This is a genomic window from Streptomyces sp. ATLC9 (assembly GCF_057196705.1).
In genome coordinates, this window is record NZ_JBXUOY010000153.1 from 1 (window position 1) to 12,814 (window position 12,814).

Consider the following 12,814-nt stretch of genomic DNA (forward strand, 5'->3'; position numbering starts at 1 on the left):
CGCGTCCGCGTCCTCCAGCGCGAGCTGTGGGGTGGTGGCCAGCACCGCGCTGCCCAGGTACGGCGTCGGCGCCGCCGCCCGGCCCAGCTCCTCCAGCACCACGGCCACCTCGCGCACCGACGCCCCGGCGCCGCCCGCCTCCTCCGGCACCGCCAGGGAGGCGGTGCCCAGGTCGCGGGCGAGGGTCCGCCACAGCCCGCGGTCGTAGGGCTCGCCCGTCTCGCAGCGGGCCAGGGTGTTCCCGGGCGGGCAGCGGTCGGCCAGCAGCGCGCGGACGCTGGCGCGCAGCTCCTCCTCGATCTCCGAGTAGAGAAGGTCCGTCATCGGGCCAGCTCCTTCCAGGGCAGGTCCTTGTCGGTGCGGGGTTCGGCGGGCAGTCCCAGCACCCGCTCGGCGATGATGTTGCGCAGGACCTCCGAGGTGCCGCCCTCGATGGAGTTGCCCCTGGCGCGCAGATAGCGGTAGCCGGCCTCACGGCCGGTGAAGTCCACGGTCTCGGGCCGGCGCAGGGTCCAGTCGTCGTAGGACAGGCCCTCCTCGCCCAGCAGTTCGACCTCCAGGCCGCTGAGCTCCTGCGCCAGGCGGGCGAAGGCCAGCTTCATCCCGGCTCCCTCGGGGCCGGGGTGGCCCGCGGTGAGCTGCTGGCGCAGCCGTTCACCGGTGAGCCGGGCGACCTCGGCGCCGACCCAGCCCGACAGCAGCCGCTGGTGGAGGCCGTGGGTGCGCAGCTCGGGGCGCTCGCGCCAGGTGGCGGCGACCTTGCCCGCCATGCCGCTCTCGCGCGGCATGCGCTGGCCGCCGATGGCGACGCGCTCGTTGTTGAGGGTGGTCTGGGCGACCTTCCACCCCTCCCCCACCCCGCCGAGCCGGTGGGCGTCGGGGATGCGGACGCCGGTGAGGAAGACCTCGTTGAACTCCGCCTCGCCGGTGATCTGGCGCAGCGGCCGCACCTCGACCCCGGGGCCGGTCATGTCGCAGACGAAGTAGGTGATGCCGCGGTGCTTGGGGACGTCCGGGTCGGTGCGGGCGATCAGGATGGCCCAGCGGGCGTTGTGCGCGCCGGAGGTCCACACCTTCTGGCCGTCGACCACCCAGGAGTCGCCGTCGCGCACCGCCCTGGTGGCCAGCGCCGCCAGGTCGGAGCCGGCCCCGGGCTCGCTGAACAGCTGGCACCACACCTCCTCGCCGGTCCACAGCGGGCGCAGGAAGCGCTCCTTCTGCTCCTCGGTGCCGTAGCGCAGGATCGTCGGCGCGGCCATGCCCAGGCCGATGCCGTTGCGGCGGGGATCGTTGCCGGGGGCACCGGCGGCGGCCAGTCCGGCGTCGACGACGGCCTGGAGGGCGCGGGGCGCGTCGAGTCCGCCGTGGCCGTGGGGGAAGTGCACCCAGGCCAGTCCCGCGTCGTAGCGGGCGCGGAGGAAGTCGAGTGGTTCGGTGGCGGCCGGATCGTGCTCCGCGAGCAGCGCCTGGGTACGTCGGCGCAGTTCGTCCGGGTCTGTCACGGGGGCGTTCGCAGGGGGCACGGGATCTCCTTCACGGGCCACGACTAAGCGCTTGCTTATCCTCGCGGCATACCGACCGGTACGTCAATGGCCCCGGTTCCGGATCCGGCTCCCCGCCCGCGACGCCGGCCGGGTTCGCACCGGGTCCCTGCCGGAACCGGCGGTTTCACCGATGCGGAGCCGTGTGCTCCGGCACCACGATGCATCCGTCCGACCCCAGAAGGTCACCCCTCACACACCTGGAAAGGGTCAACATGGAGCCGCAGCAGCACGACACGACCCCGGGCGCGGCCGCCGGGCACCGCCGCACCCCCCCGCCGCCCGACGAAGCTGGGCGTGGCCCTGGCCATGGTCCTGGGCGGCGTGGGCGGTCGCCCAGCCCACCACCCAGGCGTCCCAGGACTCCGGCGCCGCGCCGGCGGCCGCCGTCCAGACCGCCGAGAACCCCTACGAGCGCGGGCCGGACCCGACCGAGCGGAGCATCGAGGCCGTCCGCGGCCCCTACTCCGTCTCCGAGGACCGGGTGCCCTCCCTGGTGTCCGGCTTCGGCGGCGGGACGATCTACTACCCGACCGACACCCGTGACGGCGCCTTCGGCGCGGTCGCGATCTCCCCCGGTTACACCGCCAGCCAGTCCAGCATGGCCTGGTACGGGCCCCGCCTGGCCTCGCAGGGCTTCGTGGTCTTCACCATCGACACCATCACCCGCTACGACCAGCCCGGCAGCCGCGGCGACCAGCTGCTGGCCGCACTGACACCGGACCGGCACCGGGCCCCGAAGTGACGGCCGGGGCCCGGTCACAAGGCGGCGGCCGCACTCGGGCGACCGCCGCCTCCGCGCGTCCAGCCGCCTCTTTTTCCGTCCCCCTCCGGGCCCGCCCGGGGTGTGACGTACGCCAAAGGAAGTTGGCGCACGTACGCCCGGCAGGGCAGGGTAGAGGGCTGACGCAGCGGGACACGCACGACAGAAGGAGCCCCATGAGAATCGGCATCGTCGGAGCCACCGGCCAGGTCGGCGCAGTGATGCGCGAGATCCTGGCCGAGCGCGACTTCCCGGTGGAGCGGCTGCGGCTGTTCGCCTCGGCTCGCTCGGCCGGACGGACGCTGCCCTGGAAGGGCGGCGAGATCACCGTCGAGGACGCCGCCACGGCCGACTACACGGGGCTGGACATCGTGCTGTTCTCCGCGGGCGGCTCGACCTCCAAGGCCCTGGCCCCGAAGGTGGCCGCGGCCGGGCCCGTGGTCATCGACAACTCCTCCGCCTGGCGGCTGGACCCCGAGGTCCCGCTGGTGGTCTCCGAGGTGAACCCGCAGGCCGCCGCCGAGCGCCCCAAGGGCATCATCGCCAACCCCAACTGCACCACCATGGCCGCCATGCCGGTGCTGCGGCCGCTGCACGCCGAGGCCGGGCTGACCGCCCTGGTCGTGGCCACCTACCAGGCGGTGTCCGGCAGCGGTCTGGCCGGTGTCGCCGAGCTGGACGAGCAGACCCGCAAGGCGGTCGAGGGCGACGCCACCCGTCTGGCCTTCGACGGCTCCGCGGTCGAGTTCCCCGAGCCCGACAAGTACGTGCGGCCCATCGCCTTCAACGTGCTGCCGATGGCGGGCTCCATCGTGGACGACGGGCTGGGCGAGACCGACGAGGAGCACAAGCTCCGCAACGAGAGCCGCAAGATCCTGGACATCCCGGAGCTGAGGGTCTCGGGCACCTGTGTGCGCGTGCCGGTCTTCACCGGCCACTCGCTCCAGATCAACGCCCGCTTCGAGCGGCCGATCAGCCCCGAGCGCGCCCGGGAACTGCTTCAGGACGCCCCCGGCGTGGTCCTCTCCGACGTGCCCACCCCGCAGCAGGCGGCCGGCCAGGACCCGACCTATGTGGGCCGCGTCCGCGCCGACGAGACCGCCGAGCACGGCCTGGCCCTGTTCTGCGCCGGCGACAACCTCCGCAAGGGCGCGGCGCTCAACGCCGTCCAGATCGCGGAGCTGGTCGCGGCCGAGTCCCGCTGACCCGGAGCGGAAGGGCCGCTTCGACAGGTACCGGCCTGCGTCGCCCGGTACGCGGCCCCGCACTCCACGGCCCGGCCCGTCTCCCGAAGGGGGAGGCGGGCCGGGCTGTCAGCCGATCCGGGCCGTCAGCCGATCCGGGCGCCGTGGTCGCGCAGCGCCTCGGTCAGCGGCTGGTAGAAGGTCTCGCCTCCCCGCGAGCAGTCCCCGCGTCCGCCGGATGTCAGGCCGTGGCCGGTGGTGCCGGAGAACAGCGGGCCGCCGCTGTCGCCGGGCTCGGCGCAGACGTCGGTCTGGATCAGTCCGTCGACCCTGCCCTGCGGGTACGTCACCGAGACGTCCACCGCGGTGACCTCCCCGTCGTGGACCTCCGTGGTGCTGCCGCTGCGCCACACCCGCTGGCCGACGAGGGGGTCGGCGGCCCGGGTGATGGCGCGGCTGGTCCCGTCGTACAGGTTCACCCGGCTCGGGTGGTCCGTACGGGTGGTGTACCGCACCAGGGCGTGGTCGTCGCCGGGGAACTCGCTCGCCACGGTGATCCCGATGCCGCGCCCGGAGCGGGTGGCGGACCAGCGGTCGAAGAGCCGGGCGCAGTGGCCCGCGGTGAGGAAGTACGGCATGCCGTTCCTGACCACGTTGAAGCCGAGCGAGCAGCGCGCGCCGTCCCGGCGCCAGATCGCGTCGCCGCCCAGGGCCAGGGGGGCGAACTCCCCCTCGGCCTGCCTGAGGACCGCCATGTCGTCCCGCTCGGCCACCTGCTTCCTCAGATCGGCCAGCGCCTCCTCCCCGACCGTGCTGTCGGCGGTGACGACGACCTTGTTGAGCCGGTGGTCGACGGCGCGCGCGGTGCCGGGGACGCTCTTGGCCGTGAGGTCCTTCCGCACGGCTTCGAGCTGTGCGAGGGAGTGCTCGACCATCCGGGGCTCGGCGCCGGCCTGCCGGGCCTTCTCCGCACCCGTCTCGCTGAGGACGTTGACCACCAGCTTGCGTCCCTCGGCGTCGTAGTAGGCGCCCGCCATGTCGTCCTTGAGGTCGCCGGCGAGGGTCGAGGCCAGCTGGCCCGCGGCGGTGGGGGTGAGCGGTCTGGGTGCGACGGGGGTGGGGGTGTCCGCGCTCGCCGGGGCGAGGGGGACGGAGAGCATCGCCGCCATGCCCGCGCCCGCGATGGCGACGCGCCGCGTGAGTGTCCGTCGGTGTTTGAGCACTGTGCCTCCCGTGGGGGTGGGGCCGCCTGTGGGGGGAGCGGCCCCGGAGGAATGTCCGGCCCGGCCATCCTTTCCTCGGCCGACGGAGACACACACGTACAGTGTCCACTCCGAATCCGAGGGTGATGACCGCCTCCGTCATCATCCTCGCACCGGCACCGTCCGGCACCTCGGGCCCGTCCGTCCGGTTCGGCGGGCACGGCGGCACGGCGGAGCCCCCGCCCGGCGCGGCCGGACGGGGGCCCGAGGAGCGGTGAGGTCAGTGAACGCTCACGCCGTACGCGTTCAGCGCCTCCACGACCGGCTGGTAGAAGGTCGTGCCACCCCAGGTGCAGTTGCCACTGCCGCCGGAGGTCAGGCCGAAGGCGGTGGTGCCGTAGTACAGCGGGCCGCCGCTGTCGCCGGGCTCGGCGCAGACGTTGGTCTGGATCATGCCGTAGACGACATCGCCGCCGCCGTAGTTGACGGTGGCGTTCAGGCCGGTGACGGTGCCGCTGTGGGTGCCGGTGGTGCTGCCGCGACGGTAGACACGCTGGCCCACGGACGGGTTGGCGGCCCTGGTGATGTCCTGGCTGCCGACCGTGCCCGGCTTGGCCTGCGAGTTGTCGTGCCGGACGAGGCCGTAGTCGTTGCCCGGGAAGCTGGAGCCGACCGTCGGACCGAGGTAGCCGGCGCTGGAGGACCAGGACGGGTAGCCGTCGGTGCAGTGCCCGGCGGTCAGGAAGTAGTCCGTCCCGTTGCTGCTGCGGACGTTGAAGCCCAGCGAGCAGCGCCCACCGCCACTGCGGTAGATGGCGTCACCGCCGGAGATCAGCTTGTTGAACTTGCCGGAAGTGCGCTCGATGCGAATGGCGTCCGCACCCGCGCCGGCGGTCTTCTTGATCTTGGCTATCTCGGCCTTGCTGACGGTGCTGTCCACCGTGACGACCAGGGTGTTGGTCTCCTTGTCGGTGTACCAGGCGGTCCCTGCGACGTCCGCGGTCTTCATCGCCTTGTCCGCCATGGCGACCTGGGCGGCGGGCGAGGGGGCGGGGGCAGCACTCGCCGAGGTCGGCAGAGCCATGGCCGCGGCGGCGGCCACGGCGGAGACCGCGGCGAGCATGCGGATACGGCCGCGCTTGGGAGAGGTGCGCTCGGTCTTCACTGGCTGTTCCTCCTGTGAAGGAAATGGGGGGAACCCGCGATGGGGCACGGGCGCATGGAGTCGCCGGGGACCCGCTGTGCGACGCGTCCCTGACAAGCACCGGGACGGAGTATTCACACGTTCGATCGGTGCGCGCAAGGGTGTCGTTGCGCCAAGTGGCATCGCTCAGCGCACCGGGCAACCCGCATACCGGACATGAGCAGCCGTCAGTCGCATGCTCCGCAGCCGCAGTTGCAGTCGCATCTCCCATCGCCACCACCGGACCCACCGGAACCGCCCGAACCCCCCCGGGCCGTTGTGGCACCTACAGCAGTTGTCGCAGAACTCGCAGCAGTCCGAGCATCCGGAGCAGTCGCAGGAGCGGCACAGGCCCTCGCGTCTGCGCCCCGACCGGGGGTCCTCATATTCCTTGCGGCAGCAAATCTGTCCAGTGCAGAACAGCCCCGTCCACACCATGCATCCGGCCACCGCGCCCCGGCTGCGCGAAGGGCCGGGAAATACTGTTCCGGGACGTCCCGGAACACCGGGGGGAGCCCGGGCGCGGCGGGTGAACACGCGCCGCCGCGAAGGCCCGGTCCACCGCGTGCCCCGCCTCGCGGCCCAGCAGTGCCCGCACCAGTTCGGCGCCCTCCTCGTTCGCGAACTCCACGTCCCGCAGGGCCAGTCGTATGCCGTGGACGGCGTCGTCGCACAGGCTGCGCACCTCCGGCAGGGGGTGCCGGTGGCGGCGATCGGGTTCCACGCGCCCGCCTCCTCGCCGGCGGCCAGGTCCTCGACGGCGTCCAGCAGATGTACCAGCCGCCCGAAGAGCCGCCCGGCCCCGGCCAGCGGCTCCTCGTTACCGGGCCGACCGGCGAGGCGGGCGGTGTGGGCGAAGGCGGCGGCGGTCTCGGTCGGCTCGGTGACCGCCGTCAGCGCGGAGACGACGATTCCGTCATAGTTGGTGACGACACGCGCGAACTGGCCGTGGTCGCCGCGCAGCGCGAGGCAGAGCCCGCACAGGTGTGCGGTCCAGGCGGTCAGCGGCCGCTCGCCCAGCCCGTGACGGCACGGCCTGATGATGCCGAACAGGTTTCCCCCCGTTACCCCTGACGCATGAGTGCACGTCACGATAGCGGGCACTTCACCCGTATGCCCTTGGTGACCACCCGTCCGGCGGGGCCGCCCGGTTCGGCGCCGCGTCACCGCCCCCTACAGGCTCCCGGCCCCCGCCGTGGGGGCGCGCCACGCGTGCCCTGTGCACCAGAACCGTCACGAATCCCGTGCGGAACGGGTAACTGTTTGGCGCGTTGTCAGCATCATGGACGACGATAGGGGTGCGGGCCCCGCGGCGGAGGCGCTGCCAGACACGGTGGACCGTGCATGTGAGAGGAGGCGTCCATGGGATCGGTGCGCAAGGCGAGTGCCTGGCTGGGCCTCGTCGACGACAGCGAGATGCGTTACTACGACGACGAGTACGCAGAGGGTTCCGAGCCCGAGGACGCCCGTGACGCCTGGGTCACCGACCCTCGGGTGCGCGTGACCGCCGAGACCGCCCAGGACCAGGGCACCCGGATCGCGACGGTCACCCCCGACGGATTCCGGGACGCCCGGGGCATCGGCGAGCTCTTCCGGGAGGGCGTTCCGGTGATCGTGAACCTCACGGCCATGGAGCCCGCCGACGCCAAGCGGGTCGTCGACTTCGCCGCCGGCCTGACCTTCGGCCTGCGCGGTTCGATCGAGCGCGTGGCCACGCGCGTCTTCCTGCTGACCCCTCCCGACTACCAGGTGATCAGCGGTCAGGAGCGCCGCAGCCCCGACGGATTCTTCAACCAGAGCTGACCGGTCCCGGCGCCGGGCCCGGCCGGCTCACCGGAAGGCGTCGATGCCGGTGAGCGCCTTGCCCAGCACCAGCTGGTGCATCTCCACGGTGCCCTCGTAGGTCAGCACCGACTCCAGGTTCGTGGCGTGCCGCATCACCGGGTACTCCAGGGAGATCCCGTTGGCGCCCAGGATCGTGCGGGAGGTGCGGCAGATCTCGATCGCCTCGCGCACGTTGTTGAGCTTGCCGAAGCTGACCTGCTCGGGGCGCAGCCTGCCCGCGTCCATCCGCCGCCCGAGGTGGTGGGCGAGCAGGACGCCCTTGTGCAGTTCCAGCGCCATGTCGGCGAGCTTGGCCTGGGTGAGCTGGAAACCGCCGATCGGCCGGCCGAACTGCTCGCGGGTGCGCGCGTACTCGAGCGCCGCGTCGAAGCTGGAGCGGGCCGCGCCCATCGCGCCCCAGACAATGCCGTAGCGGGCGTGGTTCAGGCAGCTCAGCGGGCCGCGCAGCCCGGTGGCCTCCGGCAGCACCGCGTCGGCGGGCAGCCGTACGCCGTCCATGACCAGTTCGCTGGTGACCGAGGCGCGCAGGGACCACTTGTGCCTGATCTCGGGCGCGGAGAAGCCGGGGGTGTCGGTGGGCACGACGAAGCCGCGCACGCCCTCGTCGGTACGGGCCCAGACGACGGCGACCGAGGCCACCGAGCCGTTGGTGATCCACATCTTGCGGCCGCTGAGCACCCAGTCGCCGCCGTCCCGCTTGGCGTGGGTGCGCATCCCGGCCGGGTCGGAGCCGTGATCGGGCTCGGTGAGCCCGAAGCAGCCGATGGCCTCGCCGGACGCCATGCGCGGCAACCACCGCTGCTTCTGCTCCTCGGAGCCGTAGCGGTGGATGGCGTACATCGCCAGCGAGCCCTGCACCGAGACCAGCGACCGGATGCCGGAGTCGGCGGCCTCCAGCTCCAGGCAGGCCAGCCCGTACTGGACGGCGGACGCGCCCGCGCAGCCGTAGCCCTGGAGCGGCATTCCCAGGGCGCCGATCGAGCCGAGTTCACGGGCCAGCTCCCGGATGCCGGGCAGCTCCCCGCGCTCGTACCACTCGGCGATGTGCGGCAGCACCCGGTCGGCGGCCCAGGAGCGGACGGTGTCGCGGACCGCCATCTCCTCGGGGGAGAGCAGGTCGTCCAGGCCGAGGGGATCGGCGGGGTCGAAGGAGGGCGGGGCGGAGCTGGACACGGTGGCCTCCGGCTGGGGTCTTCGAGGGTCGCGCCCGACGTTACGGCCGGGTAACCCCGCTGGACAAGAGGGAGCCGCCGGGCTGCCCGGGCAGTCCGGCGGGGGCCGGGGACGCGCAGGCCCGTGCCGGGGCGGCTCCGCCCCCGTCCGCCCGGTCCGGATCCTCCCGCGGCTCCTGCCCGGGACCGCGGTCCGCGGTCCCGCCCGAGCCCTCACCCCGATCCGCGCCCCCGCCCGGATCCTGCACCGCCATCGCACGCGGCAGCCGCAGCGCGGCCAGTGCGCCGAGCAGCAGGAGCCCGGCACTGACCAGCAGCGTCGTGTGCAGTCCGTGGACGAAGGCCTCCCGCGCCGCCTCACGCAGCGTCTCGCCGGCCGGTCCGCCCAGACGCCGCGCGACCTCGTACGCCTCGCCCAGCGAGTGGGCGGCGTCCTCCCCGGCAGCCTCCGGCACACCCGCCGTCCGCAGCACCCCGGGGGCGTAGGCGGCGTTCATGACGGTGCCCAGGACCGCGATGCCCAACCCCGCGCCGAGCTGGTAGGCGGTCTCGCCGATCGCCGCGGCGCCGCCCGCCTGCCGGGCCGGGGCCTCGCTGAGCATCGACTCGTACGCGCCGAACAGCGTCGTCTCCAGCCCGAAGCCCAGCACGACGAAGCCGCAGACGAGCAGGGCGGGCTCGTCCCGGAGGCCGACGCCGGTCAGCGACAGCACCGCGGCGGCGGTGAGCAGGAAGCCCGTGAACACCATGAGGCGCGGCCCCAGCCGGCGCAGCAGCCGGGAGCCGGCCAGACCGGCCGCGATCGCGGCGAGGCTGAGCGGCAGCAGCCGCAGCCCGGTCTGCAGAGGGCTGAGCCCGAGGACCAGCTGGAGGTACTGGGCAGCGATCAGCGCCAGGCCCACCAGTGCCAGCACCGTCAGCACGATGCAGGCCACCGCCGTGCCGAAGGCGGGCCGGGCCAGGGTGGCGCAGTCCACCAGGGGGTGGCGGCGGCGGAGCTGGCGGCGTACGAAGAGCGCGAGCAGCACCGCGCCCAGCGCCAGCGGCACCAGCGTGCCCGGGAGCGTCTCGCCGCCGCCCGCCCGCTTCACACCCAGGATCAGCGCGCCCAGCCCGGCGGCGGCCACCAGGGCGCCGACCACGTCCCAGGGACCGTCGCGGTCGCCGGTGGACTCCGGCAGCAGACGGCGCCCGAGCGGGATGCACAGCAGCATCAGCGGGATGTTGACCAGGAAGACCGAGCCCCACCAGAAGTGCTCCAGCAGCAGGCCGCCGACCAGCGGTCCCACCGCGGCGCCGACCGCGGCGACCGCGCTCCACACGCCGATGGCCAGCGCCCGCTCGCGGCGGTCGGGGAAGACCTGGCGCAGGATCGACAGGGTCGCCGGCATGATCATCGCACCGCCGATCCCCAGCAGGGCCCGCGCCGCGATCAGCACCTCGGGGGTGTGCGCGTACGCCGCCAGCGCCGAGGCCGCGCCGAAGACGGCGTAGCCGCACAGCAGCACCCTGCGCCGCCCGACCCGGTCGCCGAGGGTGCCGAAGAGGATCAGCAGGGAGGCGCAGACCAGCGGGTAGGCGTCGACGATCCACAGCAGCTCGACGGGGCCGGGACGCAGCGCCCGGGAGACCGCGGGGACGGCGACGTGCAGCACCGTCGCGTCGACGGCCACCAGGAGCAGACTGGCGCACAGCACGACCAGCACGGTCCAGCGGCTCGCGCCGCCGCCGGGTGCGGAAGGGCCGCCGCCCGGACCCGCAGGCCCCGTCCGTCGCGGTCTCTGCCGTGGGACGTCCGCCGCCCTGATGGCTCCGGCCGTGGTCGTCCCGGACATGTAGGCACCTCCTGTTGCGCTCGCACCGCCGCCGTGGGGAACGCCGGACGCCGGGGGCGTCCGGCCCGGTGTGGAGGGTCGAGTAGTGCGTCAGCGTACGCGAGTCCTCCGCACGGCTGAGTGGCGCGCCTCACGCCGACGCCTGGCCGAAACCCATCTCATCACTTCATCTCGTCCTTATAACCTCCTCGTTCGTGCCCGCGAGCGATCTGCTGCCCCCCTCTTCCCCGCCGCCGGGATCCGCCGCTCCGCCGTACGATCCCCCGGCGGCCGTTATCGGCCGCCGGGGTGGTGGCCCCGCCCGTGCCGGTGGCGCCGGCCGCCCGCCCCCGGGGCCACCGGCACGGGCACGGGCAGCGCGGACCACCGGTGGGATCCTGCGGTACGCGGCGCCCGCGCTGCTGGCCTACACCGGCGTGCGGGCGCTGGGTCTGCTGGTGCTGGCCGTCAGCGCCGTCTCCTCGCTGTGCGCCGCCGCCGCGCTGTTCGCGATCGGCGACCGCCTCCACGGCAGACGGGTGGGCGTCACCCTGGCCGTGCTCTGGGCCGCGCTGCCCGTCGGGGTCGTGCAGTCGATGGCCTACAGCGAGTCGCTGTTCACGGCCCTGGCCGCCTGGGCGGTGTACGCCGTGCTGACCGGCCGGTGGGTGTGGGCGGGCACGCTGGCCGCCCTCGCCGGGCTGACCCGCCCGGTGGGGGCCGCGGTGGTCGCGGCCGTATGGCTCACCGCCGCCGAGCGGCTCCGCGGGGAGCGGCGGTGGGAGCCGCGCGTGGCGGCCGGGGTGATCCTCGCCCCGCTGGGCTGGGTGGGGCTGCTCGCCGGGGTGGCCCTGGTGGTGTGGCTGTGCGTGCTGGGCGTGCGGCAGGAGCAGCCGTTGCCGCTGTCGGCGTACGCGGGGACGGTCGTGGTGCTGGCGCTGTGCGCCAAGGGGTACTTCGGCTCCAAGCCGCGGATGCTGCTGCCGGCCTTCCCGCTGCTGCTGCCCGCCGCGGCCGCCCTGGCGCGGCGGTGTACGGGGCGGTATGGCCGCACGGCTCGGGCCCGCCCTGACCCGGCTCGGCGGCGCACCGGTTAACGGCCGGTGGACTGCGTTCGTCCTTCCTGAAAAAGAACACCCGGCGCATCCTCGACAACAACTCCGAGGCGTTCCGGTCAGAAAATCGGCGGACTTCTTCCGGGCGTGGGGAAACAGCCTCTCCCTGTGCGGATGCAAGCCTGTTGCACATCACATAGGCATTACGAAGCAGGTGGCCGGTCCGGTGCAGCCGGTCACCGCCTGTAATCTCCTTGGAGTGCGTACCGACCGGATCTTCGCCCGCCTGGAACAGGAGCCAGCGCGGCCGCTCACTCCCCCGCCCGGGATGAGCGGCACCCGCAAGACGCTCTTCTTCACCACGCTGGCCCTCTACGCGGCCATCGTGGCGGCGGTGCTGACCACCTCCCGGCTGGTCCGGCTGGACTGGCAGGTGATGCTCTTCCGCCCGTACAAGCAGTGGCCGGAGCTCCACGCCTTCCTCGACTACTTCGTGGTCCTCGGCCAGCGCGGTCCCACCGCGGTGCTGGTCGCCGCCTGGCTCGGCTGGCGTTCCTGGCGCCAGCGGACGCTGCGCCCGCTGCTGACCCTGGGCGCCTCCCTGCTGTTGCTGAACGTGACGGTGGGGGCGGCGAAACTCGGCATGGGACGCGAAGGCCCGCACTACGCGAACCGCATAGGCACCAACGAGATGTTCCTGACGGGCGATATATTCCCCTCCGGCCACACGGCGAACGCGGTGGTCACCTGGGGAATCCTGGCCTATCTGGCCACCACGCCGCGGGCCCGGCGCCGTCTCTCGGTCGTCGCGGCGGTCTTCGCGCTCGGCGTCGGCACCACCACCGTCTACATCGGCACCCACTGGGTCAGCGACGTGCTCCTGGGCTGGGCCTCGGGTCTGCTCATCCTGCTGGCGCTGCCGTGGTTCGAGCCACTCATCGCCCGTGTCGAGGCGTATCTGCTGAGCCACTGGTACCGCTTCCGGGAGAGGGCCGCGCCCCTGTCGGCGCGCCCGCGCACCGCCGGGGCGCGCGCCGAGCCGGTCGCCGCCCGGC

The 12,814-nt window shown here is 73.4% G+C and carries 10 protein-coding genes and 3 pseudogenes; 6 read left to right on the forward strand and 7 right to left on the reverse strand.

Features of this window, described 5'->3' with window-relative positions:
• Window positions 1–324 (reverse strand): acyl-CoA dehydrogenase family protein (locus tag AC2CJA_RS16515; RefSeq protein ID WP_484603468.1); only part of this gene is annotated, 324 nt, incomplete at its 3' end.
• Window positions 321–1,502, reverse strand: a complete 1,182-nt coding sequence (locus AC2CJA_RS16520; RefSeq protein ID WP_484603475.1) for an acyl-CoA dehydrogenase family protein — start codon at window positions 1,500–1,502, stop codon at window positions 321–323. The genes AC2CJA_RS16515 and AC2CJA_RS16520, both read right to left, overlap by 4 nt.
• Window positions 1,503–1,932: 430 nt before the next feature.
• On the opposite strand from AC2CJA_RS16520, the pseudogene AC2CJA_RS16525 reads away from it, so the two are divergent.
• Both AC2CJA_RS16525 and AC2CJA_RS16530 read left to right on the forward strand, forming a co-directional pair.
• Window positions 1,933–2,256 (forward strand): annotated as a pseudogene (locus AC2CJA_RS16525) (poly(ethylene terephthalate) hydrolase family protein); the annotation flags it as partial.
• A gap of 224 nt (window positions 2,257–2,480) precedes the next feature.
• The gene (locus AC2CJA_RS16530) at window positions 2,481–3,509 is read left to right on the forward strand and encodes an aspartate-semialdehyde dehydrogenase (RefSeq protein ID WP_484603469.1); all 1,029 of its coding nucleotides are present in this window, start codon (window positions 2,481–2,483) and stop codon (window positions 3,507–3,509) included.
• 125 nt (window positions 3,510–3,634) lie between these two features.
• Here AC2CJA_RS16530 and AC2CJA_RS16535 read toward each other — a convergent pair whose 3' ends face one another.
• Complete coding sequence (locus tag AC2CJA_RS16535; RefSeq protein WP_484603476.1) at window positions 3,635–4,657, reverse strand: S1 family peptidase; 1,023 nt, start codon at window positions 4,655–4,657, stop codon at window positions 3,635–3,637.
• A gap of 155 nt (window positions 4,658–4,812) precedes the next feature.
• On the opposite strand from AC2CJA_RS16535, the gene AC2CJA_RS16540 reads away from it, so the two are divergent.
• Complete coding sequence (locus tag AC2CJA_RS16540; RefSeq protein ID WP_484603470.1) at window positions 4,813–4,968, forward strand: hypothetical protein; 156 nt, start codon at window positions 4,813–4,815, stop codon at window positions 4,966–4,968.
• Between the two features lie 2 nt (window positions 4,969–4,970).
• Here AC2CJA_RS16540 and AC2CJA_RS16545 read toward each other — a convergent pair whose 3' ends face one another.
• Both AC2CJA_RS16545 and AC2CJA_RS16550 read right to left on the reverse strand, forming a co-directional pair.
• Window positions 4,971–5,855, reverse strand: a complete 885-nt coding sequence (locus AC2CJA_RS16545) for a S1 family peptidase (RefSeq protein WP_484603471.1) — start codon at window positions 5,853–5,855, stop codon at window positions 4,971–4,973.
• Between the two features lie 300 nt (window positions 5,856–6,155).
• Window positions 6,156–6,926, reverse strand: a pseudogene (locus AC2CJA_RS16550) (DUF5685 family protein); the annotation flags it as partial.
• A gap of 309 nt (window positions 6,927–7,235) precedes the next feature.
• Between AC2CJA_RS16550 and AC2CJA_RS16555 the strand changes: the two are divergent.
• Window positions 7,236–7,676, forward strand: a complete 441-nt coding sequence (locus tag AC2CJA_RS16555; protein WP_093662885.1) for a cell division protein SepF — start codon at window positions 7,236–7,238, stop codon at window positions 7,674–7,676.
• A gap of 27 nt (window positions 7,677–7,703) precedes the next feature.
• Here AC2CJA_RS16555 and AC2CJA_RS16560 read toward each other — a convergent pair whose 3' ends face one another.
• Entirely contained in the window at window positions 7,704–8,891 is a 1,188-nt protein-coding gene (locus AC2CJA_RS16560; protein WP_484603472.1) for an acyl-CoA dehydrogenase family protein, read from the reverse strand.
• 40 nt (window positions 8,892–8,931) lie between these two features.
• Window positions 8,932–10,725 (reverse strand): MFS transporter, encoded by a 1,794-nt coding sequence (locus AC2CJA_RS16565; protein ID WP_484603473.1) that lies wholly within the window; start codon window positions 10,723–10,725, stop codon window positions 8,932–8,934.
• Between the two features lie 275 nt (window positions 10,726–11,000).
• Between AC2CJA_RS16565 and AC2CJA_RS16570 the strand changes: the two are divergent.
• Window positions 11,001–11,776: pseudogene (locus AC2CJA_RS16570) on the forward strand (hypothetical protein).
• Window positions 11,777–12,018: 242 nt separating this feature from the next.
• Window positions 12,019–12,814 (forward strand): phosphatase PAP2 family protein (locus AC2CJA_RS16575; RefSeq protein ID WP_484603474.1); only part of this gene is annotated, 796 nt, incomplete at its 3' end.